Source organism: Chroococcidiopsis sp. (genome assembly GCF_051657925.1).
In the GTDB taxonomy this organism is placed as follows: domain Bacteria; phylum Cyanobacteriota; class Cyanobacteriia; order Cyanobacteriales; family Chroococcidiopsidaceae; genus Chroococcidiopsis.
Map to the genome: position 1 here is coordinate 19,096 of NZ_JBOFLP010000133.1, position 25,232 is coordinate 44,327.

Annotated in this window: 17 protein-coding genes and 1 pseudogene; 10 read left to right on the forward strand and 8 right to left on the reverse strand. The window is 46.7% G+C overall.

What is annotated here, in order from left to right; translation table 11 throughout:
* Window positions 1–3 precede the first annotated feature (3 nt).
* Complete coding sequence (locus ACRC32_RS10240) at window positions 4–3,171, reverse strand: DEAD/DEAH box helicase (RefSeq protein WP_438553862.1); 3,168 nt, start codon at window positions 3,169–3,171, stop codon at window positions 4–6.
* A gap of 17 nt (window positions 3,172–3,188) precedes the next feature.
* Complete coding sequence (locus ACRC32_RS10245; RefSeq protein WP_438553863.1) at window positions 3,189–5,042, reverse strand: protein kinase domain-containing protein; 1,854 nt, start codon at window positions 5,040–5,042, stop codon at window positions 3,189–3,191.
* Between the two features lie 140 nt (window positions 5,043–5,182).
* Between ACRC32_RS10245 and ACRC32_RS10250 the strand changes: the two genes are divergently transcribed.
* Together ACRC32_RS10250 and ACRC32_RS10255 are read left to right on the forward strand one after the other, a co-directional pair.
* A complete protein-coding gene (locus tag ACRC32_RS10250) occupies window positions 5,183–5,317 on the forward strand; it encodes a hypothetical protein (protein ID WP_438553864.1) in 135 nt (44 codons plus the stop codon).
* A 194-nt stretch (window positions 5,318–5,511) separates the two neighbouring features.
* Complete coding sequence (locus ACRC32_RS10255; RefSeq protein ID WP_438553865.1) at window positions 5,512–6,960, forward strand: lipid-A-disaccharide synthase-related protein; 1,449 nt, start codon at window positions 5,512–5,514, stop codon at window positions 6,958–6,960.
* Window positions 6,961–7,083: 123 nt separating this feature from the next.
* Here the strand turns inward: ACRC32_RS10255 and ACRC32_RS10260 are convergent, their stop codons facing one another.
* The 5 genes and pseudogenes from ACRC32_RS10260 to ACRC32_RS10280 all read right to left on the reverse strand — a co-directional run bounded on the left by ACRC32_RS10260 (window position 7,084) and on the right by ACRC32_RS10280 (window position 12,522).
* Window positions 7,084–7,662: a hemerythrin HHE cation-binding protein gene (locus ACRC32_RS10260; RefSeq protein WP_438553866.1), complete on the reverse strand. Its 579-nt coding sequence runs from the start codon at window positions 7,660–7,662 to the stop codon at window positions 7,084–7,086.
* A 138-nt stretch (window positions 7,663–7,800) separates the two neighbouring features.
* Entirely contained in the window at window positions 7,801–9,162 is a 1,362-nt protein-coding gene (locus ACRC32_RS10265) for a TldD/PmbA family protein (protein ID WP_438553883.1), read from the reverse strand.
* 149 nt (window positions 9,163–9,311) lie between these two features.
* Complete coding sequence (locus ACRC32_RS10270; protein ID WP_438553884.1) at window positions 9,312–10,796, reverse strand: TldD/PmbA family protein; 1,485 nt, start codon at window positions 10,794–10,796, stop codon at window positions 9,312–9,314.
* Between the two features lie 201 nt (window positions 10,797–10,997).
* Window positions 10,998–11,312 (reverse strand): annotated as a pseudogene (locus ACRC32_RS10275) (nucleotidyltransferase family protein).
* 193 nt (window positions 11,313–11,505) lie between these two features.
* Window positions 11,506–12,522, reverse strand: a complete 1,017-nt coding sequence (locus ACRC32_RS10280) for a phosphotransferase (RefSeq protein ID WP_438553867.1) — start codon at window positions 12,520–12,522, stop codon at window positions 11,506–11,508.
* Window positions 12,523–13,043: 521 nt separating this feature from the next.
* On the opposite strand from ACRC32_RS10280, the gene ACRC32_RS10285 reads away from it, so the two are divergent.
* Window positions 13,044–15,494: an ATP-dependent helicase gene (locus tag ACRC32_RS10285; protein ID WP_438553868.1), complete on the forward strand. Its 2,451-nt coding sequence runs from the start codon at window positions 13,044–13,046 to the stop codon at window positions 15,492–15,494.
* Window positions 15,495–15,576: 82 nt separating this feature from the next.
* On the opposite strand, the gene ACRC32_RS10290 is transcribed toward ACRC32_RS10285, so the two are convergent.
* Complete coding sequence (locus ACRC32_RS10290) at window positions 15,577–16,470, reverse strand: AraC family ligand binding domain-containing protein (RefSeq protein ID WP_438553869.1); 894 nt, start codon at window positions 16,468–16,470, stop codon at window positions 15,577–15,579.
* A 123-nt stretch (window positions 16,471–16,593) separates the two neighbouring features.
* Here ACRC32_RS10290 and ACRC32_RS10295 point away from each other — a divergent pair, with 123 nt between their 5' ends.
* From ACRC32_RS10295 to infB, 7 genes are all read left to right on the forward strand, one after another.
* On the forward strand, window positions 16,594–17,619 hold the full coding sequence (locus tag ACRC32_RS10295) for an ABC transporter permease (RefSeq protein ID WP_438553870.1): 1,026 nt from the start codon (window positions 16,594–16,596) through the stop codon (window positions 17,617–17,619).
* Between the two features lie 194 nt (window positions 17,620–17,813).
* On the forward strand, window positions 17,814–19,181 hold the full coding sequence (locus ACRC32_RS10300) for a hypothetical protein (RefSeq protein ID WP_438553885.1): 1,368 nt from the start codon (window positions 17,814–17,816) through the stop codon (window positions 19,179–19,181).
* Window positions 19,178–19,309, forward strand: a complete 132-nt coding sequence (locus tag ACRC32_RS10305; RefSeq protein WP_438553871.1) for a hypothetical protein — start codon at window positions 19,178–19,180, stop codon at window positions 19,307–19,309. Before ACRC32_RS10300 ends, ACRC32_RS10305 begins: the two co-directional genes overlap by 4 nt.
* A 114-nt stretch (window positions 19,310–19,423) precedes the next feature.
* On the forward strand, window positions 19,424–19,885 hold the full coding sequence (gene rimP / locus ACRC32_RS10310) for a ribosome maturation factor RimP (protein WP_438553872.1): 462 nt from the start codon (window positions 19,424–19,426) through the stop codon (window positions 19,883–19,885).
* A gap of 150 nt (window positions 19,886–20,035) precedes the next feature.
* The gene (nusA, locus tag ACRC32_RS10315; protein WP_438553873.1) at window positions 20,036–21,355 is read left to right on the forward strand and encodes a transcription termination factor NusA; all 1,320 of its coding nucleotides are present in this window, start codon (window positions 20,036–20,038) and stop codon (window positions 21,353–21,355) included.
* Window positions 21,356–21,427: 72 nt separating this feature from the next.
* Entirely contained in the window at window positions 21,428–21,685 is a 258-nt protein-coding gene (locus ACRC32_RS10320; protein ID WP_438553874.1) for a YlxR family protein, read from the forward strand.
* A gap of 469 nt (window positions 21,686–22,154) precedes the next feature.
* Window positions 22,155–25,190, forward strand: a complete 3,036-nt coding sequence (gene infB, locus ACRC32_RS10325) for a translation initiation factor IF-2 (protein WP_438553875.1) — start codon at window positions 22,155–22,157, stop codon at window positions 25,188–25,190.
* Window positions 25,191–25,232: the final 42 nt, after the last annotated feature.

Here is a 25,232-nt window from a genome sequence, read left to right on the forward strand (position 1 = left end):
GTTTCACTCCAATATTGCAGTTTTGTTTAATGCAATTAGTTGCTTAAATGCTTCGTTATCGAGTTCTGTCAACCAAGATTCATCATTTCCAACGATCGCAGAAGAAAGCTTTTTCTTATCAGCAATCATTTGGTCGATGCGTTCTTCTAACGTACCCATTGCAACAAATTTATGCACGAAAACATTCTTCTTTTGACCGATCCGAAAAGCTCTATCTGTCGCTTGATCTTCTACGGCGGGATTCCACCAGCGATCGAAGTGAAAAACGTGGTTGGCTTTAGTTAACGTAATCCCCACTCCGCCAGCTTTTAAAGATAAAATAAATACCGAAGGTTCTGTTTCAGGGTCTTGAAACTCGGCAATCATTTCCTCTCTTTTATTCCGGTTTGTCCCACCGTGAATGTAATAAGTATTGTAATGACAATTGTGCTTCAAATACTTTTCTAAAGGGTCGCAAATTTCTTTAAATTGACTGAAGATTAACATACTTTCTCCTTCAGCGATCGCCTCTTCTACCATCTCTACCAAACGGCTGAATTTGTGCGATCGCTCTGGGGAAAATTCGCTCCCATCTTGCAAGAACTGTGCTGGATGATTGCAGACTTGTTTGAGTTTCAATAAAGTGGATAAAATTAAACCTTTGCGTTGAATTCCTTCAGATTCTTCAATTTGCTTCGAGACATCTTTTACGACAGCTTCATAAAGCGAAGCTTGTTCTTTTGTCAAGTTACAATATAAGTTTTGTTCGACTTTATCCGGTAAGTCATTAATAATCGATTTGTCAGTTTTGACCCGCCGCAAAATAAACGGTTCGACTAATTTCTTTAAACTGCTTGATTTAACTTTGCTATTATCTTTTTGAATTGGGATTTCAAACGATTTACGAAATTGTGCTTCTTTGCCCAAATAACCTGGATTGAGAAAATTAAAAATCGACCACAAATCTAATAAGCGATTTTCTACAGGCGTTCCCGTTAAAGCTAGTCGATGTTTAGCTTGCAATTTCAAAATAGCACGAGTTTGAGCTGCTTTCGGATTTTTGATATTTTGGGCTTCATCTATTACTATGCGCTGCCACGTTACACTACTTAAAAGTTTTTCATCTTTACGAGCAAGAGTAAATGAAGTAATTACCACATCGTGTTTGAAACAGGTAGCTTTAAATTCAGCTTCATCTTTGAGACGATCGCTACCATGATGTACCATTGCTTGTAAATGCGGGGCAAATTTAGCAATTTCTCGCAGCCAATTTCCTACGACTGATGTAGGTGCAATTAATAAAGTTGGTGGTGTAGAAATCGCTTCTTTTTCGTTGATGATTCTGGTAATCACCTGTACCGATTTTCCCAGTCCCATATCATCGGCTAAACATCCGTTTATTCCCAAAGCTTCTAAATATTGCAACCAAGCTACACCACGCTTTTGATATTCCCGTAAAGCACCTTGCAACTGCGGCGGATCTGAAATTGGTTCTAATTTACTTTTGTCTTGCAACTTCGCCATCATTGTTGCTAAAGCATCGTCGTGGTCAACTTCTAATTCATCTTCTGTTGCTGCTAATTTCATTAAATCGAGTAGCGACATTTCCGGCTGTTCTTTGGCTTGAGATTGCCAAAATTCCAACATTTGCCGCATTTTATCTTGGTCTAATTCGATCCACTGACCCCGAAATTGTACGAGTGGAGTTTTAGCATTAACAAGTTGCTGCCATTCTTTTTGCGTGACAACCTCACCCCCAATTGCTAATTCGTATTGATACTGTACTAGAGAGTCTAAACTGAAATATCCTTGGTTTGTAGTTGTAGATTTAGCGCCGCGTGAAGCTGTCTTGAGGCGAATTTTGGCACGGCGACGACCTTCAGGAGTCCACCAAGCGGGAACGATAACTTTGTAGCCTGCATCTTCTAATATCCAGGCATTTTCTTTGAGAAATTCAAAGGCTTGTGTCAAACTTAGTTGTAACCCAATTGGGCGATCGGTTTCTAATCCTTCCCAAAGTAAAGGATACATTCTTGCTGCGTATCCCAAATTCAATAACAAATCGGCTTCAAAATCCGTACCCAAGTGTTTGAACCAAGTTTTTTTAGTTCTTTGGTTCATACTCCAATAATCGGCTAGGGTTAGCTTTAAGGATGGGTCTTGTTTTGCTGCTACTAGAAAATCAATATTCCAATTATCTACCCGATCGGCTGGCGCTTCTTGGAGTTGAAAACAGAGGTCAAAAGTCGTAGCATTTTGGGTACGGGCAATTTTTTCTTTCCAGGCGTACCACTGTTTGTATTCTACTAAAGCGCGATCGCTTTGTTGGGGAGTATTGTTAGATTGAAAGCATTTTTGCAGCAGGGAATCAGAGATTAAGCTATCAAATGCAGCCGTGGAAGGGGTATGAGTTATAATGTCTCGCAGTAGATATTCGGAAAAGTGCCGCAGCAAAGTTTCTGGAGTAAAAAATTCTATGCGATCGCTCGAATTTGCCCGTCCCGCAGTGCAGATAGCTGGCATATAATCAACATATTTTTGGACGATCGCATCGTATTGTTCGGAAACTATTTCCCAAGCTGGATAAATTTCAAATGTATTAGCTGTCTGTTTACGCTTACTTTTGGTTGCTTGCAGTTCGCGATATTTCAGTGCTGGGATATATTGGTCTTTGAGAATAATTTCTTTAAAAGCTTGGGTGTAGTGATACCAAAATACTAAATCCGAACCAAATTGAATTTCATCAGCATTATTTAACGCTAGAAAGTGAATGTCGTTGAGGAGTTTAATAATATTACTGACTTGACTATAGCTGTAACTGCCTGTTTTGACGCTGGTATTAACTAGGTAACAAGCGATCGCCCAATAAGCAAATCCTTCGTTTTCTGTATCGATGTCGTCAAGATATCTAGCTAATTCTGGTGAAGGCAGGGGGCGATCGCTTGCAGTTGGTAAGGCAAAATATTTAGTAGAAATTCGAGCGTTTGTCTTGCCATAAGTAGCTGAGGCAATTCCCAATTGCTCAGTTAAGAAGGCTTCTAGATCTGCTGAAGCCAATTGAAAAGGATGGGTGCGCCGATCGGTGTTGCGACGTTTTTGGACAGTTGAAGTTTCTACCCACAGGTAAAATGCACCATCTTGAATGAAATCAGCTTCGGCAGAGGGAATCCAAGTACCGTGGATGATTTTCATGGATAGATACCAGGTTTTTAATGTGGTGGATTGGCAGGGGGTGTTTGTGCAGCTGTGGGTGTTGGTAATGGTGCAATGCTACCAGACTCGTAATCGCTAGGCAACATTGGCTCTCCTCCTTTTGCAGGCGGGGAATTTGGACTTGGTGCTTCTGGTGTTGGCGATGGTGGTGGTTGGTTGTTGGTTGTTGGGGAGGCTTCTGGTGTTGGTTGAGCGTTCTGGGGTGAGGGTGATGGTTCTGGTGATGGTTGAGCGTTCTGGGGTGAGGGCGATGGTTCTGGCGCTGGTGCGTTTTGCGGTGAGGGTGATGGTTCTGGGGATGGAGATGGTGTTGGCGAAGATGGGGTTGGGGACTGCTTAGATGTTGGCGATTGTTCTGGTTTTGGTGTAGGGGATGGTGCAGGTTGAGGTGATTTATTCTTATTTGTCTTTGTCGAGTTACGTTGAGGATTGGTTTTAGGTTGAGTAGGCGTGACAGTTGAGCGATTTCTAGTTGACGAGGTAGCCCTCACTCTACGGTTAAAACCTTGCCCAGCATTATTCCGATCTTGTCTCCATCTGCGAGTGCCAGAGCGAATTGTTGGGTTGACGGGGCTGCTGAGATTTTGCGTCCCACTTTGCCCAGAAGTATTGGCTGCTGGCTGTTGCTCGGTAGTATTTTTTACAGGTTGAGTTGGTGGGGGAGCGGTTGAGTTTGCTTTTTGCGAGTTTTCTTTTTGTGGAAGTGTAATGTTTTTCTCATATCTAGCATCGGTGGGCGATGTAGGCTGAGGTGCAGGCTGGCTGGAGCGCGCGGGTATTGAATTTTGAGGTGACTGAGGAACAGACTTAGGGAAAACTGTGCCGATCGCTAGAGTTGCAATGCCAGCGATCGCAGCTAAACCACCACCAATCCACAAACCGCGTAAAAAAGATTGTTTGGCGGGGATCTCCTCGCTCTCGACAGATGGGGGTTCCATAACCGATACTCCAGGTTGGCTGGACTGAGAAAGCCAACCTGGGATCGAAGAATTATGAGTTTGCGATCGCCCGCCACCCGTCAGACCACCTGAGAAACTTTGGGAATAAGTATGGGGCAATAGTTCTAGCCAATCGGCTACGGTAGCAGGTCGATTGACAGCTTCAATCTCCATTCCCAAAATAATCGCTCGTTCCACGTCAACACTTAACCGAGGATTGATTTGGCGCACGTTGGGCATAGGGATGCGATCGCGCAGGCTAGCGGCAACTGGTACTTTGGCTGTCAAGATCGCGTATAGCGTTGCTGCTAGGGCATAAACATCTGTGGCTGGAGTACGGGGGGCATGGGCGAGATACTGTTCTATGGGTGCGTACCCTTCCGAAACCATGTTGGTATGAGTTTGGGTTGAACCTGGAGTAAATTCCCGCGCAATCCCAAAATCAATGAGTACGACTTCCTGAGTTCCCTGGCGCAAAATAATGTTTTGGGGTTTCACGTCCCGATGCAGCAAGTTCTTCTGATGCACGACTTCTAATGCCGCACCAATCTGCCGAATGTAGTGAATTGCCAGCGTTTCTGGCAAGGGACGATCTGGAAACACTACTTTGGCAAGAGTTTGCCCAGGAATATAATCCATCACCATGAATGGCAAGCCGTCCTCAATGAAGAAGTCACTGACTCGCACAATATTGGGGTGGACGCAGGCTGCTAAGCGTCGGGCTTCATCCTGAAATTGGCGCTGAAACTTGGCAAATTGCGGCGCTTGCCGGAGCAATTCATTCAGCGTTTTGACTACCACTGGTTGCCCTAAAAATTGGTGGGTAGCTTTATAAGTAATGCCAAATCCCCCCCGTCCTATTTCTTGTTCCAGGGTATATTTCCCACGCTGTAATGTTTTGCCAGCTAGCATACTCCCCTCAAGACTAATGCACGACGTTTAGGCTTGCTTAATTTTTCTGCCTCTTGCCTATGCTAAATCGCTTTTATGTAGAATTTTTAACTTGGTTCCACTTATAGACCTGTCACCCTCCCACGCGACAAAAAACCAGTATGGATTATACCAACCACTGCTACCAGCCGTACACTCATCCAGTCGTCCAATCCTACTTGCTGCATAGCGAAAGCGATCGCGGCGTGACGTGCAGTTTTATTCTTTCCTTAGAGATGAAAGACGAGAAACAGTAAGGGCTACAGCGGTGAAATCCAAAGCCATACATCTATCAGTCTAAGTTAGTCCAAATTAGTCTGGCTGAGAAGTTATGGTTTGTTAACTAACGCACAAGCCTCGAAATAGCTTCTTCGCGACCTAGTAACAACGCTTCTTCAATGCTAGAAATTTAAACAACTCCCTCGCTCTTTTATTAATTTTTATTACTGAAATGGACTATAGATCGCCTTCCTCTCTCACTCCTCACTCCTCACCCCTCGCCCCTCATTCGCGGTTACTATGCTTGAGTAACGGTCACGGCGAAGATATCATTGCAGTTCGGATCGTGCAAGAACTTCAGCAGCTTTGTCCGAACCTCGATATTGCTGCTTTACCAATTGTCGGTGAAGGTAAAGCTTACACTCGTCTGGGTATTCCCCTAATTGGTAGCGTAAAAACCATGCCTTCTGGTGGCTTCATTTACATGGATGGACGGCAACTGCTAGGAGATATTCAAGGTGGCTTGTTACAACTGACTGGGAAGCAGCTGAGGGCAATACGTCAATGGATGAAGGGAGCAGGGAGCAGGGAGCAGGGAGCGCTTCGGTGCAGGGAGCAGAGAGCTGAGGGAGCTGAGGGAGCTGAGGGAGCTGAGGGAGATAAAATAACTAACTGGTCACTGGTCACTGGTCACTGGTCACTGTCACCCTACACCCCACACCCTACACCCCACACTCTAGTGCTAGCTGTAGGCGATATCGTACCCTTACTCTTTGCCTGGTGGAGTGGAGCGAATTATGCTTTTGTGGGGACAGCTAAATCTGAATATTACGTGCGGAATGAAAATGGTGTTTTACCTGGGCGATCGCCTTTTGCCCGTTTAGAACATTGGTCGGGTTCGATTTATCACCCTTGGGAGCGCTATTTTATGAGCCATCGCCGCTGTCGAGCGGTATTTCCTAGAGACTCCCTGACTGCTAAAATTTTGCAACAACATGGCGTTCCTGCCTTCGATCGGGGAAATCCCATGATGGATCGCCTCGAACCATCTCAACTTTTTGTAGAGGAGACAAGCCAAGCGCTAAAAATTCTGCTGCTACCTGGTTCTCGTCCTCCCGAAGTTTATCGAAATTGGGAACTGATATTGCAAGCAGTCAAAGATTTAATCGTGACTTTCGGCGATCGCCCATTGGTATTTTTAGCTGCGATCGCCCCTCATCTCGATTTAGAGCCTTTTTGTCAAGCGCTCGTAAAAACTGGATTCTCTGAAGCCCCCCTTGTTGAGGGGGGTTGGGGGGATCTACCAAAAAAATTGACATTTCAACAAAAAAATGCATTTGTTATCTTAACTCAACACGCCTACAACGACTGCTTACACCAAGCCCAAATTGCGATCGCCATGGCAGGAACAGCGACAGAACAATTCATCGGACTGGGCAAACCTGCAATTATCATGCCCGGTCAAGGACCGCAATTTACCTATGCTTTTGCTGAGGCACAAAGCCGTCATTTTGGGGAATCGATTACTTTCGTCCAAAACCCTCACCAAGTTGGTGATGCGATCGCGGCTTTACTCTCTAACCCCGAAAAGCTACAATCTATCGCTGAGAACGGCATACGTCGCATGGGTAAACTAGGTGCAGCCCGCCGCATTGCCGAGTGCTTAATTGAAAAGTTTTAGCAGATGCCTGTAGGGGCGCACATCTGTGCGCCCCTACAAATGACATGTAACCAAACTCTAATCCTTTGGAAGGGGGGTTGGGGGGATCGAAGCCCCCCTTTTGAAGGGGGGTGGGGGGATCGCCTACTTCGTCAAACCGTCAAATACGCCTCGCAAAGCAGCAACTGCATCTTGAGTTCTTGCCCAAACGCTTTGATCTGGATCTTTACCCGTTAGTTCGCGGGTTCCCAAAACCTCTAAAATTCCTTTCAGTTGCTCTTGGTGGGCGCGGTTTTCAAAGTTGACTTGGTTAAGAGGCGCGATCGCATCCTTGACATCTTCCCCTGTCACCTGAGACGCTTTGTGAATAATCAATCCAGTCATAACAGCTTGGTGTTTGATCCGCTCGTGAGCAGAGACTTTTTGATACAAAGATAGTTCGTTGCCATCCATTAAACGGTTGACTTGCTCTACATATTGCCCCGTTGTATCTCTATGCCCAACAGAACCACCACCAAACTTAGCAATCACTTCGTTAATGACAGTCAAATTTTGCCTATCGTCTCTGAGAAAATCGTTTAAGCGATCGCTAATTTCTTTATCGCTACTGACAGATGGAATCAGTTTCTCTTCATTGCTAATTAGCAACTCTTGTAGGGCTTTTAAATCTGCTAGTTCCATTGCGATCGCTCTACGCTTGGTATCGTCTAAAGTTGCGACCATATTTCACTTTCCCTCCGATTGCTATGCTAAGCTATAAACTCTCATATAAAGCTATTTATTTAAATCTTACTTGAGATATATTCTCAAGAAATTCGCGCTAAGTAGGGGCGTACAGATGTACGCCCCTACAGAAATTGGTTATTCCCCAGTAATTGATAAATTATCGATCCAAATCCGAGGGCAAACCCCAGATGGTGTTAATTCTGCCTCTGGTTCGACGAAAATAATTGACTGCAACACTTCCAGAAAATCTCCCGCCACAGTAGCAGATTCGATACTCGTCCGCTTGCCATTGTTAACTACCCAACCATCGAAGGGGAGGGAGAAAGAACCTTGCAAAGCTTTGACCCCGGCGTGCAAGGCATGTAAATCGTCAATAAAAATGACGTTCTCAGCCGTATCTAAGTTGTATGTTTGAATTGCTGGCTGGTTGGAAAAAACGTGATAGAAATGAGGACTAACCGTCACCTTTGCGCCAATATTAGCGTGTCCGGTGGGTTTTGCGTCTAGGCGTTTTGCCGTACCTGCGCTATGGAGAAAATTTCTTAATACTCCATCAGAAATAATTGAGATGCGACGAGTAGGCGTACCTTCACCGTCAAACGTTTCTCCAGCTATGTTTTCGGGATGCAATGCATCATCGCATACTGAAAGCAGGGGTGAGGCAATTTGCTTGCCAATAGATTCTGGTGTAGACAGACTTTGTCTATCTAGAATACTTTGAGCGTTGTAGAGATTGGAAAAAGCACCCAGCAAACTTAAGAAAGCTTCAGGAGAGAAGACAACGCGATATTTACCAGACTTGACTTTCTCGTAATTCAGGTGACTGATAGTTTTTTCGGCTGCTTCTCTCAGACAAGCTTGAATATCTAAGTTTTGTAAATTGCGACTAACGCGAAATGCGCCAGCAGAACGGGGTTTTTTCCCTTCTTCGTCGGTTTTGCTATAAAGATAGATCGAAGCATAGGAGCGCGCTTCATGACGTGTCGCACCTTCGCTATTGAGATAAAACCGATCGAGATCTCTTTGCGATAAACCATTGTAGGGTACGCCTGCGATCGCGGGATGGGCAGCCAAGAGTTCTTTTTCAGCCGAGATGAGGGTTTCAATTAACTTAGCTACAGGCGCTTGGGGTGCTGTAATTTCTGTATCAGCAGGAATTGGCGCGATAACTTCGTTAAGCTTCGCTAACGCTTCTGGGCTAAAATCTGGTACATTTTCTTTGACCCCAAAGAAACTTGCTTCATAGGCAGTTTTCAAAGCGAGTTCGATGCCTTCGGGATACACGTCAGTCGTGCTGGTGACTCCTACGGTATTGTTTTCATTCCACACCCGCACCGTCACCCCAGAACGATTTGAGGCTTTGACTTGTTTCGGTTCGCCTGAATCTACCTGCACGCTGGTTTCATCAACAGAAGAACCGAAAATATCAAATTTTTGAACGCCAATTTTACCAGCACTATCTCGAACGTAATTTGCAAGTTCCTGAATATTTGTCATACTCTTTCTTAATCTTCTTAAATTGCGATCGCGCAAAGACGAGTCAGTGCCGTGCGGGGGTTCCCCCCGTTGTAGCGACTGCCGTGCGACTGGCGTAGCGAAGACGCTAAGCATCCTTTGCGCCTCTGCGTCTTTGCGCGATAAAATTCTTATCTTCCACCAACGGTAATCGAATCCACTTTGATATGAGGTTGTCCGACAGTAACGTAGATACTACCGCTAACAGAACCGCAGAAACCCGCCGCTAATCCCAAATCCTGGGAACACATAGAAATCTTATTCATAATTTCCTGTGCGTCACCAATCAAAGTAGCACCTTTGAGGGGTTTGGTAATTTTGCCATTTTCAATTAGGTAAGCTTCTTCCACCGCGAAATTGAATTGTCCCGTCGCGCCGACGCTACCACCACCCATCTTCTTGCAGTAGATTCCTTTGTCAATCGAACCAAAGATTTCTTCATTGGTATAGCTACCTGGTGCGATGTAAGTGTTGCGCATTCGCGAGGCGGCGGCGTAGGTATAGCTTTGTCTGCGTCCGCTACCTGTTCTAGGGTGTCCGGTACGTAGGGAACCAGCGCGATCGCTCAAGAAGTTTTTCAAAATTCCATTTTCGATCAATAATGTCCGTTGGGCTGGCATTCCCTCATCGTCCATATCAATCGTGCCGAAAGCACTGTCTGACAGTCCTTCATCCCATGCAGTCAGGCTTTCATGAGCGATTTTTTCACCCTTCTTGTCAGCAAAAGGAGTGGTTTTGCGTTCGATTTGGGTGGTTTCTAATAAATGTCCGCAAGCTTCATGGAAGATAACACCACCAAACTGATTTGCCATCACGATTGGATACGTACCCGATTCTACGTAATCGGCATACAACATCTTACCTGCCGATTCTGCCACTTCCTCGGCGGTTGATTTGTAATCCCACGCTCTGAGAAAATTAGGATCGCTAGTGCTACCTGCCCGTTGTCCGATGGAAGTCCGATGGATGCCATCCGCACATAATAGGTTAAATCCTACCGATTGTGTCAAACGGATGTCTCTTGCAAACGTGCCATCACTGGAAGCAACTAAGACTTCTTGCCAGTCGCGGAAATAGGTAGCGCGTCTCGATTGGACGTGGTTGGCTTTGAGTTGTAACTGTTGGTTGGCATCTAGCAGCACTTCTCCCATTTCGCGGATCGAACTACAGCTAGCAAACCAGCCATCTTTACCTTTAGTCGTGGCGTAGTCTCGCAGCAGTTCTAAATTAATCGCAGGGATGTAGGCGCTGGGTGCTGGAAGTTGCAACCCTAGAATGGAAAGTCCTTTTTCTAAAGCGGCTTTGAGTCCGTTAAATGTTAAATCGTTGGTGCTGACATAGCAATCAGCCTTACCGCGAAACACTCTCACCCCTGCACCAGTGGATAACCTTGGGGAGATGCTGGCGATCGTGTCGTCTTCTGCTAAACAATTAATATAGTTAACTCGTTCCAAGAAAAATTCTACAAAATCTGCACCTGCTGCTCGTCCTAAACCAAGTAGGGTAGCGAGGGGTGCTTCCCAAGTTTCATCAAAGCGATCGCGTTTTAATTTATAGTCCAGGTTAGGCAGTTCTCTCGATAGCAGTAGGCTACTCGGATACGTCGATAGCATCATCGGGCTTGAGCGTCCTTGTTGAGGATTTACTGACACTTTAGACTTTCAGTCTAACAAACTACACTCAGCCATATTGGAAGGGGTATTACCACCTGTTAAAGTAGGGTGCGTTAAATAACAGATCCTACTACTCTTGCCTTGTCTATACTCGTAGAATTTGTGATGATGTAGGTCGTTTCATCAACAATATGCTGCAAATATTCACGAGCCGACGGAGACATACTCGACTTTATCCAAAATCTGCGGACCAATGTAAGGACTTAATGATTCGATAGTGATGAGGTCAACTGCTCTACCGAAAAGATCTTCTAGAAAAAAGGATAGGTATATAAAGTTATCAAACGTTTTCTGGTCTGGCTCAAAAGCAACTAAAATATCGACATCACTTTAAGCGTGAATTGCGGTGTCACGGGCAAACAAGCCGAAAACGCCGCAACGTTTAACTCCAAAGTGTTGTAACTCCTGCTGAGATTTCTGAAGGAGAGCCAGTACTTGAGCTTTCGTTTGTACAGGCATTACTTGCTATAGACTACTCATCTGATGCTGAGTCTATCACAACATTAGGAACTCAGAGATAGCATCAAAGCACTGTCCCTACTAAGGAACAGAGCAGTTCAACGGCTCGGTTCAGCGGCGGCTAGTAACTTTTAGGACTCAACCAACCATCTTGATACGGTCGGTGTGCAAGCGGATTGTTAGCTTGCGTCAACTACACACGACGCAGCAATCCCTGCTCAGAGGTGCTAAGGATTGATCGCAAAAGCTCTTGTGTCACGTTAATCCCTTGCTCCGTCCCGTTACTGTAGGACAAGTGACATAGGGTTGCCAGAAACATGTAAGCGAACATTCCCTTAAGCGTTGATCGCTCTTGTTCATTCAGCGGCAGGCTCCGATCATAGATCAATAAAGTGTCTTGCAGTTGCTCAAAGGTGAGTAAACTCCCTTCTTCTGGAGCAGACCCACTTGCGAGTCCGTAACACAAATCAAGCAATCGCTCTCCCTGCGTTGACTCATCCATATCGATAATGCCGCTTAACGTATTGTCTTCAAAGAACACATGACAAAATCGAAAGTCCCCATGAATCATGGTTTGAGGCATAGTGCAAACGGGTATGTCTTCAATGACTTGCATCGCTTCTGTGACCAGTTCTTGCGAAATGAACGGGCGATCTTGTAGGTCATTCCGTAATTCATCTAGATTTTCCTGCTGCTTTACGTCTGCCCAAGTTGCATAATCATCCCCTTGCACTGGCTGGGAGTAGTTGAATCCAATTCGATGAAACTGCGCCATTGCCTCAGCAAACTGACTCAACACGGGTTTGCTCACTTGCTCGATTGGTTTTCCTGGAACCTCACGCATGAGATAGACCACATCGTAATCAGAGTCTTGCAAGGGAGATAGATACCAACAGCCATTCGTTGCAGGAATAATTTCAGGGAGCGGGATTCCTTGCTTTCGAGCATAATCTAACCAAGGGAAAAGTTGGTCTGGGGCTTTGTGGATCTCGTGAGAACTAAATTTGAGGTAGTAAATCTCGTCATCCGCTCTCAGTTTTGCTGCCATCCCTGTACAAATTTGTAATTCTTCGATCGAGACGACTTGAAACGAGTACTGTCTCTGAAGATGATGAATGATAACTTTTTCCACTGCTTCAATAGAATTCAAGCCGTAGTTGTCTTCTAGCTCGACAAGAGCATCCTCACCATAGGGTAACAAAACTTGCATACAGTCGCACCAAACTACTTCTCGCCTGTAGTGTAGCACATTGTATTACATGTGTAACCTTTTGTCCTAACGACAAATCAGCAAGCTAACTATTTATTATGCAGAAACTGTCCGCCTAACTACTCATTTAGGAGGTTATCCAGAATCCTTCCGTATAACTACCCTATCTAGGACATTATCCGGAATTTTTCTGTATATCTACCTTAGCTAGGATTTTATCCAGAACAGAATTTCAATGAAATACGATCGCATCGCAACCTGAGACAAAAAGCGATCGCTATCCCTAATTCTCACCACATGGTAAGCGCGATCGCCTCTCTTACAAATACTGCAATATACTTGTCAACCAACTACAATCTAGGCTTATATTGAAAAATTACAATTATGAAACTCGATCTCTTTGTAGATTTAGATATCTAGCAAGAGTTAAGCAGTCGATCCCCCAACCCCCTTAAAAAGGGGGCACCACCTGCTATTAGAGGGAAACTAGGGGATCGAGAGCCAAAATCCGCGTATCCCCTATGCCAGAAGCCAACCTAACCGACCAATTATCCATTCCAACTCCCGACTCCCGACTCCCGACTCCCGCAAACTGGGAACAACTCCGCAACAGCTTGCGCCCAGGACAGCAACAAATGGCAGATTGGCAAGGGGGACAGTTGGCAGTCTCGGCAGTCCCAGGAGCAGGAAAATCGACGGGAATGGCAGCAGCAACGGCAATTGCGATCGCCCGCTATCAGTTACACGCCAAACGTGCGATCGTAGTTGTTACATTTACTCGTTCTGCGGCTGCAAACATTAAAGGCAAGATTCGCCGGTATTTACGAGAAGAATTATCCATACCACCAAGAGGATTCACTGTCAATACCCTACACGGTTTGGCGCTGAATATTGCCAGCCGCTATCCTGACTTGTCGGGACTGCCGTTGGATAACGCGACGTTAATCACGCCCAATCAGAGCCACCGCTTGATTCGGACTTGTGTAGAACAGTGGATTGCTGCTAATTCCCGCTTGTATTCTCGGTTACTCGAAGGTAGGCAATTTGACGGCGAAGAAACAGAACGCTTACGGCGACAGTCGGTATTGCGGACAGAAGTCCTACCAGCATTAGCTTATTTAGTCATTCACGAAGCGAAAAGCTCTGGATATCAACCGCAACAGTTGCGAGTGTTGGGCGAACAGGCAACAGATGAATATGAAATTTTGACCGTCGCTGCCGGATTGTACGAACAGTATCAGAATTTAATGCGATCGCGCGATTTAATCGACTACGACGACATGATTTTGGCAGCGCTACGGGTACTAGAAAATCCTAGCGCCAGACGCAACGAACAAAAGCAAGTTTTTGCCGTATTTGAAGATGAAGCTCAGGACTCTTCACCCCTGCAAACCAAACTCTTAGAAATTCTGGCACAAGATCCAGAAAACCCAGATTTACCAGCGAATTTAATTCGAGTTGGCGACCCCAACCAAGCAATTAATTCTACCTTTACCCCTGCCGACCCAATTTATTTTCGTCGCTTCTGCGAAGAGTGCCAGCAGCAACAACGTTTGGCAACGATGGATATGGCAGGACGCAGTACTAGGATTGTCATTGCCACAGCTAACTTTATGTTGGAATGGGTGAATGGAAGGGAGCAGGGAGCAGGGAGTAGGGAGCAGGGAGCAGGGAGTAGGGAGCAGGGAAGAAGGGGACAAGGGGGACAAGGGAGACAAGGGAGCAATTCTAGCCACCAGCCACTAACCACTAGCCACGCACCACTGCCATTTCGAGAGCAGACGATTCATCCGGTTAGCTTAGATGACCCACAGCCGGATGCTAATCCTGCGCCGATTGGTGGGGGGTTGGAGTTGCATACGCCTCGCGATATTCATCACACGGCAGAATTGATTGGTCGGCGGGTAGTGGCATTATATCAAGCAGGATCGAATGGAGAAACACCCACCACAGAAACGCCGAACAGTCTGCGGATGGCTGTTTTAGTCAGGGAAAACAGACAGGGACGATGGCTGGCTGAAGCGATCGCGCCGATTTGCCAAGAGCATAATATCGTAGTGTATGAGGTGTCGGAAAGCGATCGCCACTCTCAAGTTCCCGTGGAAGTGCTGGCGCTGCTGCAATTCCTCGACCGTCCCCACTCCCCCGACTATCTCAAAGCTGCCTTGGAAGTTTTGGTACAACGTCAGTTAATCCAGCCGCAAGATTTGAATGCGCTGGCAACCATTCCCGAACAATTTCTGTATCCTGGTCCTTTAGACGCACCTCAACCCGAACCAGCTCAAAAAGCAAGTCATTTGTGCCGCAGCCTGCTCCGCGCTCGAATGGAGTTACCTCCCTATCAATTAATTTCCTTTCTTGCCTTAACTCTGAATTACGACCAAGCAGAACTCGCGACAGCAGATAAGCTGGCGGAACGAGTGCAGCAACAACTTGCTGGTAATGGCAACAATAATTTGGCTGCAATGCTGATAGTGCTGAGCGAAATTGTCAATTCAGAACGATTTGAAGCGGTGGACGCGGAAGATTCCGAGGCACGTTATACCCGTCCTGGGCAACTGACAATTATTACCATGCACAAAGCTAAAGGATTGGATTGGGACTGCGTATTCATTCCGTTTTTACACGAAAATACAATTCCTGGAAATCTGCGCGTTTTACCTCAATCTCATTTTTTGGGAGATTTCACCGTTGCAGAAGTTGCCCGCGCCCAAATCCGTGCTGCCTTGCACGAACAATTTCCCTTACCCGATGTTGCTACGGCGTGGGAACAGGCAAAACAACTCAAGACAGCAGAAGAGTTTCGCTTACTTTATGTTGCCATCACTCGCGCCAAACGGTTACTGTGGATTTCTGCGGCACAAAAAGCACCTTTCACCTGGAGCAAACCTGAAAATTTAGATAACAGTCGCCCCTGTCCGGTATTTTCGGCTTTAGTGCGCCAATTTCCGCGATCGGTAGTCACAACATAACAATATTGACTGTCCGGAACATTATTATCAGCAGCTCGTCTCTCTCACTTGCCATAAATGCCTAGAGCGCGAAGTGATGGTATTATCCGACTGGTTTACTATATTTCCCTGGCGTGACTCCAACAAAACGCTTGAATTGCCTGGTTAAATGACTTTGATCGGCAAAACCCGTTTGTTGCGCCACCTGCGCGATCGCATATCCTTGTGATAACAGCCTTTTTGCTTTTGCCACCCGCACTTGAGTTAAATATTCGTAAGGTGGCATACCAATGCGATCGCGAAATGTTCGTAATAAATAAAACGGACTGAGATTGGCGATCGCGGCAAGCTTATCTAAAGAAATATTTTCTGTAGAATTCGATTCTAAATATGACTTAATCCGTACAATTGGCTGGTCTTCTCTACCTATTTGTTTCAGTGTAGGGCGATCGCCTGCATGACGTTGAATCAGTTTCACTAGCGCCCCCAGCCAGCGTGTATCTTTTTCTAACTGCGACGGCGAAGTTTCTAAACTTTGGTGTAGTTGTAAGATCTGTTGAGCAAGCTGGCGATCGTCAATCACGGCTTGCGGAAAATAAGGCATAACCTGTCGCCCCACAAAAGCCTCAGCCGCAGCTTGTTGCAATAAACTCACATCGGGATACAACACGCGATATGTCCAACCATTCTCGACTCCCGCACTTCCCGTATGCACCTCACCAGGGTTGACAATCACTACCGTACCAGCAGGGGCAAAATGCATTTCGCCTTGGTAAGTAAACTTTTCTACCCCTTGTTCGATGACACCGATAGTATAAGCTTCGTGAATGTGTCGGCAGAAAGCATGAGTAATATAAGTTGCTCTAAGTAACTCCAAATTCCCAAATTCCGGCTGTCGCCAAAACTTAGCACGTTCGCACCTAGCTGGAGTTCTAGCAACTTTATCCATAAGATAGCAGTTCGTGGCGATCGCCTTTCCCTGACGGAATATTAGCATTAATGGCAGTTGCCGATCTAAGATATTGCTGACTAATCGTTCTTCCCCGATCTTAAGTCAGCGATCGGTAGCTAATTCTCCCTTATCCCCCTGCTCCCTGCTCCCTGCTCCCTTATCCCTCATATGTCTCGCTCAAAATCTCTGCAATATTACATTCTGGCTCGATTGCTGCTGACACCACTCATGCTGTGGACGATCGTGACTGTGGTATTTTTGTTGTTAAGAGCAACTCCTGGCGATCCCGTCGACGCTGTGTTAGGAGGACGCGCCCCAGAAAGCGTCAAGCAAGAATATCGGCAACGGTTAGGGCTACTCGATCCTTTGCCAATTCAATACATCCGTTACATTGGTAGTCTTTTGCGTTTCGATCTCGGTAGTTCCATTACGACTCAAGGGGAATCCGTTTGGCAAACCATCGGACAGCACTTTCCCGCCACGGCAGAATTAGCCATATTTAGCATGGCATTTGCGCTCATCATTGGAATTAGCGTCGGAATGCTAGCTGCTTCCCGCCCTAATTCTTGGTTAGATGTAGGGGGGCGATTATTTGGGATTATCACTTATGCCTTACCCTTATTCTGGGTAGGAATGTTAATGCAGTTGGTATTTGCGGTACAGTTGGGGTGGTTTCCCTTGGGAACGCGCTTTCCGACTTCTATACCCGCGCCTGAAGGTTTTACAGGACTCTACACTATTGATAGTCTGTTGAGCGGCAATGTCACCCAATTTTTCAGTGCTATCTATTACCTATTGCTGCCGAGTTTGACGTTAGGGTTGTTACTATCGGGAATTTTCGAGCGCATCGTTCGCGTCAACCTTAAACATACTCTTAAAGCTGACTATGTAGAAGCTGCCCGTGCTAGGGGAATTCCCGAACGACGGATCTTATTTGCCCATGCTTTAAAAAATGCTTTAATTCCCGTAATTACAATCATGGGGCTGACTTTCGCCTCTTTATTAGGTGGAGCAATCTTAACTGAGGTGACATTTTCTTGGCCTGGTTTAGCCAACCGCCTCTACGAAGCAATTTCCTTGCGCGATTATCCTACCGTTCAAGGGATTTTAGTATTTTTTGGTACGATCGTCGTGCTTGCCAGCATCATCATTGATATTCTCAATGCCTCCATCGATCCCCGCATTCGTTATTAATACTACTGGTAAGATCTAGAAGACACGCAGGTTGTAACGGTAATGGGTAATGGGTAGTTGGTGGTTGCTAGTTAGAGCGGAGTTAGTTCTCATTCCTGACTGCCACTGTTATCTCCTGTCTCCTAATTTTTGACATTTAACTTTTGACTTTTGACTTTTCCAAACGGCGTTTCCATCTGTGGTTTGAGCGGTTAATGGCGATCGCAGCTACGGTAAATTTTGGTCTAGTCATTTTTGACTTCACCTATGTCCCCTGGCGCGATTTTTACCTCAACCGCATTCCTGAAGTTACAACAATTTACGATCCAATTAAAGGCATTGAGCCGCACCGCGAAACTCAGCAGTATTTAAAGCTAGTCAATGCCTTAGAACAACAGGTGAGTCAAACAGGATTGCAGTCACCCCAGACAGCAGCCTTGTTAGAGCAACTGCGCCGCTACAGTAGTGACATTATTGAAACTAATCCGTTTGCCTTAGCAAATAAGACTGGTACGCTAGAAAGAATTAAAAATCGAATGCGCGATCGCATCGGTGAAGCATCTTCGCGTACTGCTTTTAATATTTTTTGGAGTCAAGAATATTTACTCAAGGCTGGGTGGCAACAAGAGATTAACTTTTTCAATCGCAGTATCCGCCCTTTAGTTGCCACAAATTATTATCGCGCGATCGGCGAGAATGGCGAATTCACTGATGAATTCTGGCGCATCGACTCTTATTTTATCGCCCTGTTTGGCTTAGAATTTCTCATCCGCACTTTTACCATCAGCCGCCGTCACGTCGGTTTGAAATGGCGAGATGCGATGTTATGGCGATGGTATGACATTTTGCTCATCGTTCCCTTCGAGCTGTTACCTTTTTTACGCTGGACGTGGCTGCGAATTATTCCGGTAACAATTCGCTTGCACCAAGCAAAATTATTAAATTTAGAACCAGTCCGACGACAAGCGACTCAAGGATTTGTCGCCAGTTTGGCGCAGGAAATTACCGAAGTCGTTTTAATTCAATTTATTAATCAGTTACAAGTTTCGGTACGACGGGGAGAGTTAACAAATTGGCTATCCGCCAGCTCTAAGCGCCAACCATACATAGATTTAAATAATATTAACGAAATTGAGGCGATCGCTTCTCTGGTCGTCAACGTCCTCGTCTACCAAGTCTTCCCCCAAATCGAACCAGATATCATTGCCATTTTACGCCACAGCATCGAAAGCACCCTCGACCAATCCCCTCTCTATCGCAGCATCCATAATCTACCAGGAGTCGGCAACTTACCCCACACGCTGAGCCAGCAACTAGCGACCTCCATTGCCCAAAATTTTTATATCGCGATCGTCAAAGCCGTGGAAGATCCGGTTGGGGCAAAAATTTCCCGCCAGCTAACTCAACACTTCAGCCAAGCTTTAGGTACGCAAATGCAGGAAAAACATACCTTAGAACGCATTCAATTTTTGATTTCTGACTTTTTAGAAGAAGTCAAACTCAACTACGTCCGCAGACTAGCACAAGAGGATGTCGAGCAAATTATGGAACAAACTCGGCTGCTAAAGCGGGGTGAGGAGTGAGGGGTGAGGAGGACAAGGGGGAAAAACGTTCTTCCCCCTCTCCCCACACTCCCCACACTCCCCACACTTCCCCCTCTCCCTTGTCTCATTCTCTTGCTCCTCGCTCCTCGCTCCTCACCCCTAATTAATGCGCTAAACTCAAATGTAAGGGCGGAACGATTTTGTTTCGCCTTTAAACTTTCTGGAAAAATTACTGTTTCTCAGGAAGTGGGTGTCAACCCCGCTTTTTTTATGTCTGAACAATGGCTCATCCCTTAATTCCTCAAATCATTGAACTCGCCTCACCTGTAGCAGAAGATCTAGGATTGGAAATTGTTGATGTCGTTTTCCATACAAACCATCGTCCGCCAGTGCTGCGCGTGGACATCCGCAATCCACAGCAAGACACCGGACTAGATGACTGCGAACGCATGAGCCGCGCTTTAGAAGCAACGCTAGATACAGCAGATGTCATTCCTGATGCTTACGTGCTGGAGATTTCTAGTCCTGGGATATCGCGCCAGCTGGTTGCAGATCGAGAATTTGTCTCTTTTAAAGGATTCCCTGCGATCGTCACCTTATCCGAACCCTATGAAGGTCATACAGAGTGGACGGGTCAATTAATTAAGCGCGATGAAACAGCGGTGTTTTTGAATCAAAAAGGTCGGGCGATCGCCATTCCCCGCTCTCTCATCACCAGGGTACAACTGGACGAGCGCCACTAAATAAAAAGGTCAGGAGTTAGGGACTAGGGGTGGGGAAAAATTCGCAATTTGCAATTTGGAATTCGCAATTCGCAATTCGCAATTCATAATTAATTCTCTGCTCCCTGCTTCCCGCTCTTTGCTCCCTGCAAAACAAGAGGTTTAAATATTATGTCAATGGTTAGCCTACCTGGTCTAAAAGAATTAATTGAAAGCATCAGCCGCGAACGGAATTTACCTCGGAATGCGGTACAAAACGCCCTGAGAGAAGCTTTGCTAAAAGGCTACGAGCGCTATCGGCGAGCGCAAAATTTAGACAAAAAGCATTTTGAAGAAGAATATTTTGACAACTTTGAAGTAGAGTTGGATGTTGAAGAACAAGGCTTTCGAGTTCTAGCAACTAAAACGATTATCGAAGAAGTCACCAACTCCGACCACGAGATTTCCCTCAAAGACGTGCAAGAATTTGCAGGGGATGCAGCTCAAATTGGCGATTCCGTGCTAGTTGACGTGACTCCAGATAAAGAAGAGTTTGGACGCATGGCAGCGATGCAGACAAAACAAGTTTTGTCGCAAAAACTCCGCGATCAGCAGCGTCAAATGATCCAAGAGGAATTTCAAGATATAGAAGATACCGTACTGCAAGCCAGAGTTCTACGGTTTGAGCGACAGTCAGTGATTATGGCGGTTAGTAGCAGCTTCGGTCAGCCAGAAGTCGAAGCAGAATTACCCAAGCGGGAGCAACTACCTAACGATAATTATCGCGCCAATGCTACTTTTAAGGTTTATCTCAAGAAAGTCTTGCAGGGACAGCATCGAGGTCCACAGTTATTGGTTTCCAGGGCTGATGCTGGTCTAGTCGTGTATTTATTTGCGAATGAAGTGCCGGAAATAGAGGATGAGGTCGTCCGCATTGTCGCTGTAGCCAGGGAAGCCAATCCTCCCTCCAGGCATGTCGGTCCTCGGACAAAAATTGCTGTCGACACCCTAGACCGAGATGTAGACCCAGTAGGGGCATGTATTGGCGCGAGAGGGTCGCGAATTCAAGTCGTAGTCAACGAATTACGAGGAGAAAAAATCGACGTGATTCGCTGGTCGCCTGACCCAGCTACTTATATTGCCAATGCTTTGAGTCCGGCTAGGGTGGATGAAGTACGGTTGATGGACCCGGAAACTCGACAGACTCACGTATTGGTGGCAGAAGATCAACTCAGTTTGGCAATTGGTAAAGAAGGACAAAACGTCCGTCTAGCCGCACGTTTGACAGGATGGAAAATTGACATCAAAGACCGCGATAAATACGATTACGCCGCTGAAGATGCTAAATTTGCGGCAGCAGCTAGACAACAAGCCGCCGCACAGTTAGAGGAAGAATTAGCAGAGGAAGAACTAGAAGACATGATAGAAACAGTAGATGACACTGGCGAAGAATTGGATGAAGAACTGGAAACATCTGAGGAGCTAGAAGAATCGGCGACTAACGAACTGTGATTTGTGACTCGTGACTTGTGATTTGGTAACTGCCCCTGAAGCTCTCTTCGCCGTCCCAACCCCCTCCTGTTGATGAAACCTAACTATCGCCGTTGTATCAGCTGCGGTCGCGTGGCATTAAAATCGGAGTTTTGGCGCATTGTCCGCGATCGCGACTCGGGAGAGTTACAATTAGATTGGGGCATGGGGCGTTCTGCTTACATCTGTCCCCAAGCAAGCTGTCTACAAGTGGCGCAAAAGAAAAACCGCTTGGGGCGATCGCTCAAGGTCAAGACAGTCTCAGAGGTGCTTTATCAAACTCTATTGCAGCGCCTAGTTACAGAACCATAGGTACGGAACCAGGTGACAGAGCCAGATAGCAGCGATATGTACAACCCCTTATACTTACCCACTCCTTGAACTTAACGAGAGCGAACGAGCATCAAGCCTACAAACACATCGGCATTCCCATTGACAGGTTAAGGAATTTGCAGCTGGTAATTTCTGCAAACCTAACTTGATGCCAAAATAATATATGGGTCAAAATATCCTAGTAGTAGATCGACAACCAAAAGTTGCGACCGGATTTCCTCAAGTTGGAGCGCCAGCAAAAAACACAAGCAAAAAACACAAGCACGCTAACACCTGCTAACCCTAGCAAAGTAGGGAGTTAAGCCAAATACAAAGCTTCTCTGTTATATCATTTGGAGGCAAGAACCGCAATTCAAACAGTAAACGAATATACAAAAATCGGAGGATGGAGATGTTGTAAATCGGGCAACCATCCAGTTATAGCTGGTAGGTACAAGGGGAAGAATGGATGAACAACGGCAAAGTCAGAATTTACGATCTATCAAAGGAATTGAATTTGGATAACAAGGAAATATTAGCCATTTGCGATCGGCTTAATATTGCAGTGAAAAGTCATAGCAGCACTATTAGCGAAGAAGAAGCAGAGCGAATCAGACAAGCAGCAGAAAAACAAGCTGCCAACCCCGTCACTGCTGGTAGAGAAGGTCATGCCAACAGCTACAAGGCACATCCTCAACCAGCCACTAACAAAGTTAAACCAAAACCTGTCGTGCCTCACAAACAGCAAATCTTGGAAATTCGCAAACCAAAGCACAACCCCGATCGTCCTAACCCCCCAGAACCTTCTGTTGCCGTAGCACCTCAACCTCCAGCTCGTCCGACCGCTTCTAATTCACCCGTGCGACCGACAACAGCGCCAACCCGTCCCGAAGCACAAAAGCCAGTGCAGGCAGTAGAAACTCAGCCTACAACCCAAAGCGAGCGGGGCGACAATCCAACACCTACAAATAAATCCAGACCACCAGAATCACCCAAGCTGTCAACACCACCCCCTAGACCATCCGGGGTAAGAGACGACGATGTGGATGAAACTGCCGGACTACCATCGTCGCCACCACAGCGAGCGGAGCGCCTGGAGAGATCGGAACGACCGGAGCGACCAATTCTCAAGCGAGAGCAAGACGATCGCGCAGCCAATCGTCCAGTGGCGAAGGCAGATAGAGTCGAAAAACCAATGCGTCGTTCGCAGGAGGCAGCTGCTAGCCCGGAAAGCACGCCAGCTAGACCTAAACCCGTGCTGGAACTGCAAAGACCTAAGCCAGTGAGGGCAGGCGAAGCAGTAGCACCAGACCGCTCTAAACCAGATGGGGCAGAAGCTTTACCGGGAACGGAAGAAATCGCCGAAATCGGTGTGGATGACAAGCCAATCCTCAAACGCCCCATGCCGCGTCCAGTGGGTAAAGGTGGCAAAAAATGGCAAGAAGAGGAGATAGACGAAGGACAAGACGCAAAGGCAACGAAGGCAGGTGTAAAAACCAAACGTCTCAAGCCTATAGTCGATTTGGATGACGAAGAAGACTTTGACGATGAGGAGGACGGAGATAGCGATACTCCAATTCAAGTTAGCCTGTCTATAGCTCGTCCGCCGAAACAGAAAACAGCAGCTCGCCCAGGACAGCCGCAGCCTGCTGCCATTAGTGTAGTTAGAAGCAAAAAGTTTAGCCAAGCACGAGAAAATAACCGTCGCCGCGAACCAGAACAGAAACGCGAACGCCCAGAAAAAGTGATCGTCATGGGCAATCTCACCGTGCAAGAACTAGCTGAGAGTTTAGCAACTCCAGATACAGAAATTGTCAAGATTCTGTTCATGAAGGGGATAGCAGTTAGTATTACCCAAAGTTTAGATCTTGCCACGATTAAAATGGTGGCGGAAGAACTAGACGTAGAGGTAGAAACTGCCGAGCCAGAAGCAGAAGCCCGTAAAGTTACAGAAATGCTCGATGCGGCAGACTTGGAAAATCTCCAGCGCCGTCCGCCAGTCGTAACAATTATGGGTCACGTAGACCACGGAAAAACGACTTTGCTCGATGCCATCCGCAAAACAAAAGTGGCACAGGGCGAAGCTGGAGGCATTACCCAGCACATCGGTGCTTACCACGTCGATGTCGAACAAAACGGGCAAATGCAGCAAGTCGTATTTCTAGATACCCCAGGTCACGAAGCCTTTACGGCGATGCGGGCGCGAGGAGCGCGAGTGACGGACATCGCCATCTTAGTGGTTGCCGCTGATGATGGCGTTCAACCCCAGACGGTTGAGGCGATCAGTCATGCCCAAGCAGCAGAAGTACCCATTGTCGTCGCAATCAATAAGATTGATAAAGAAGGCGCTCAACCCGATCGCGTCAAGCAAGAGTTAACTCAATACAGCCTAACTCCTGAAGAATGGGGCGGAGACACGATTATGGTTCCCGTCAGCGCCATTAAAGGTGAAAACCTTGACGGCTTGCTGGAAATGATTCTGTTGGTTGCAGAGGTAGAAGACCTATATGCTAACCCAGATCGGACGGCGAAAGGAACGGTAATTGAAGCCCATCTTGACAAAGCCAAAGGTCCGGTCGCAACCTTGCTGGTACAAAACGGAACGCTGCACGTGGGCGATATCCTCGTGGCTGGGTCGGCATTTGGCAAAGTTCGCGCTATGGTAGACGATCGCGGTCGGCGGGTAGATATCGCTAGCCCCTCCTTCGCCGTAGAGGTCTTGGGCTTGAGCGACGTGCCAGCAGCTGGAGACGATTTCGAGGTGTATCTTGTCGAGAAGGAAGCACGGGCGATCGCTAACGAACGGGCAGAGAAACAACGTCAGTTCCGCTTGCTGCAAGGACGCGCGACCCTAACTTCCATATCCGCACAGGCTCAGGAAGGCGAGTTGAAGGAACTCAACTTGATCCTCAAGGCAGATGTCCAAGGTTCCGTCGAAGCGATCGTCGGGGCGCTCAAACAACTGCCACAAAACGAAGTCCAAATCAGGATGTTGTTGTCTGCACCTGGAGAAGTCACTGAAACTGACATCGACTTGGCAGCAGCTAGTAACGCCGTGATTATCGGCTTCAACACCACGCTTGCTAGCGGTGCTAGACAAGCAGCCGACGAAGCAGGGGTAGATGTTCGAGAATACGACATTATCTACAAACTGCTGGAAGACATTCAAGCTGCCCTAGAAGGTATGCTAGAGCCAGAATTGGTAGAAGAACCTCTCGGTCAGGCAGAAGTCCGCCAGGTCTTCCCAGTCGGTCGCGGTAAGGTGGCTGGTAGCTACGTGCAGTCGGGTAAGCTCGTGCGTAACTGCAAGCTGCGGGTGCGCCGTGGTGGTAAGGTGATCTACGAAGGTGCTTTAGATTCTCTCAAGCGGATGCGAGAGGATGCCCGCGAAGTCAATTCCGGCTACGAATGCGGTATTGGCGTTGATAAATTCAACGATTGGGTTGAAGGCGATATCGTCGAAGCCTATCAAATGGTGACAAAACGCCGCACGCTTACGAGGTAGCACTGTCAAGACGTGCGATCGCACGTCTTGACATCTTGAAAA

Excerpts from the sequence above, each read along its gene's own strand:
- nusA (WP_438553873.1), top strand. The coding sequence starts at position 20,036 with ATGTCAATGGTTAGCCTACCTGGTCTAAAAGAATTAATTGAAAGCATC.
- ACRC32_RS10300 (WP_438553885.1), top strand. The coding sequence starts at position 17,814 with ATGGCGATCGCAGCTACGGTAAATTTTGGTCTAGTCATTTTTGACTTC.
- ACRC32_RS10255 (WP_438553865.1), top strand. The coding sequence starts at position 5,512 with ATGGACTATAGATCGCCTTCCTCTCTCACTCCTCACTCCTCACCCCTC.
- ACRC32_RS10285 (WP_438553868.1), top strand. The coding sequence starts at position 13,044 with ATGCCAGAAGCCAACCTAACCGACCAATTATCCATTCCAACTCCCGAC.
- ACRC32_RS10320 (WP_438553874.1), top strand. The coding sequence starts at position 21,428 with ATGAAACCTAACTATCGCCGTTGTATCAGCTGCGGTCGCGTGGCATTA.
- ACRC32_RS10250 (WP_438553864.1), top strand. The coding sequence starts at position 5,183 with ATGGATTATACCAACCACTGCTACCAGCCGTACACTCATCCAGTCGTC.
- rimP (WP_438553872.1), top strand. The coding sequence starts at position 19,424 with ATGGCTCATCCCTTAATTCCTCAAATCATTGAACTCGCCTCACCTGTA.
- ACRC32_RS10270 (WP_438553884.1), bottom strand. The coding sequence starts at position 10,796 with ATGATGCTATCGACGTATCCGAGTAGCCTACTGCTATCGAGAGAACTG.
- ACRC32_RS10245 (WP_438553863.1), bottom strand. The coding sequence starts at position 5,042 with ATGCTAGCTGGCAAAACATTACAGCGTGGGAAATATACCCTGGAACAA.
- ACRC32_RS10260 (WP_438553866.1), bottom strand. The coding sequence starts at position 7,662 with ATGGTCGCAACTTTAGACGATACCAAGCGTAGAGCGATCGCAATGGAA.
- ACRC32_RS10265 (WP_438553883.1), bottom strand. The coding sequence starts at position 9,162 with ATGACAAATATTCAGGAACTTGCAAATTACGTTCGAGATAGTGCTGGT.
- ACRC32_RS10240 (WP_438553862.1), bottom strand. The coding sequence starts at position 3,171 with ATGAAAATCATCCACGGTACTTGGATTCCCTCTGCCGAAGCTGATTTC.
- infB (WP_438553875.1), top strand. The coding sequence starts at position 22,155 with ATGAACAACGGCAAAGTCAGAATTTACGATCTATCAAAGGAATTGAAT.
- ACRC32_RS10290 (WP_438553869.1), bottom strand. The coding sequence starts at position 16,470 with ATGCTAATATTCCGTCAGGGAAAGGCGATCGCCACGAACTGCTATCTT.
- ACRC32_RS10295 (WP_438553870.1), top strand. The coding sequence starts at position 16,594 with ATGTCTCGCTCAAAATCTCTGCAATATTACATTCTGGCTCGATTGCTG.
- ACRC32_RS10280 (WP_438553867.1), bottom strand. The coding sequence starts at position 12,522 with ATGCAAGTTTTGTTACCCTATGGTGAGGATGCTCTTGTCGAGCTAGAA.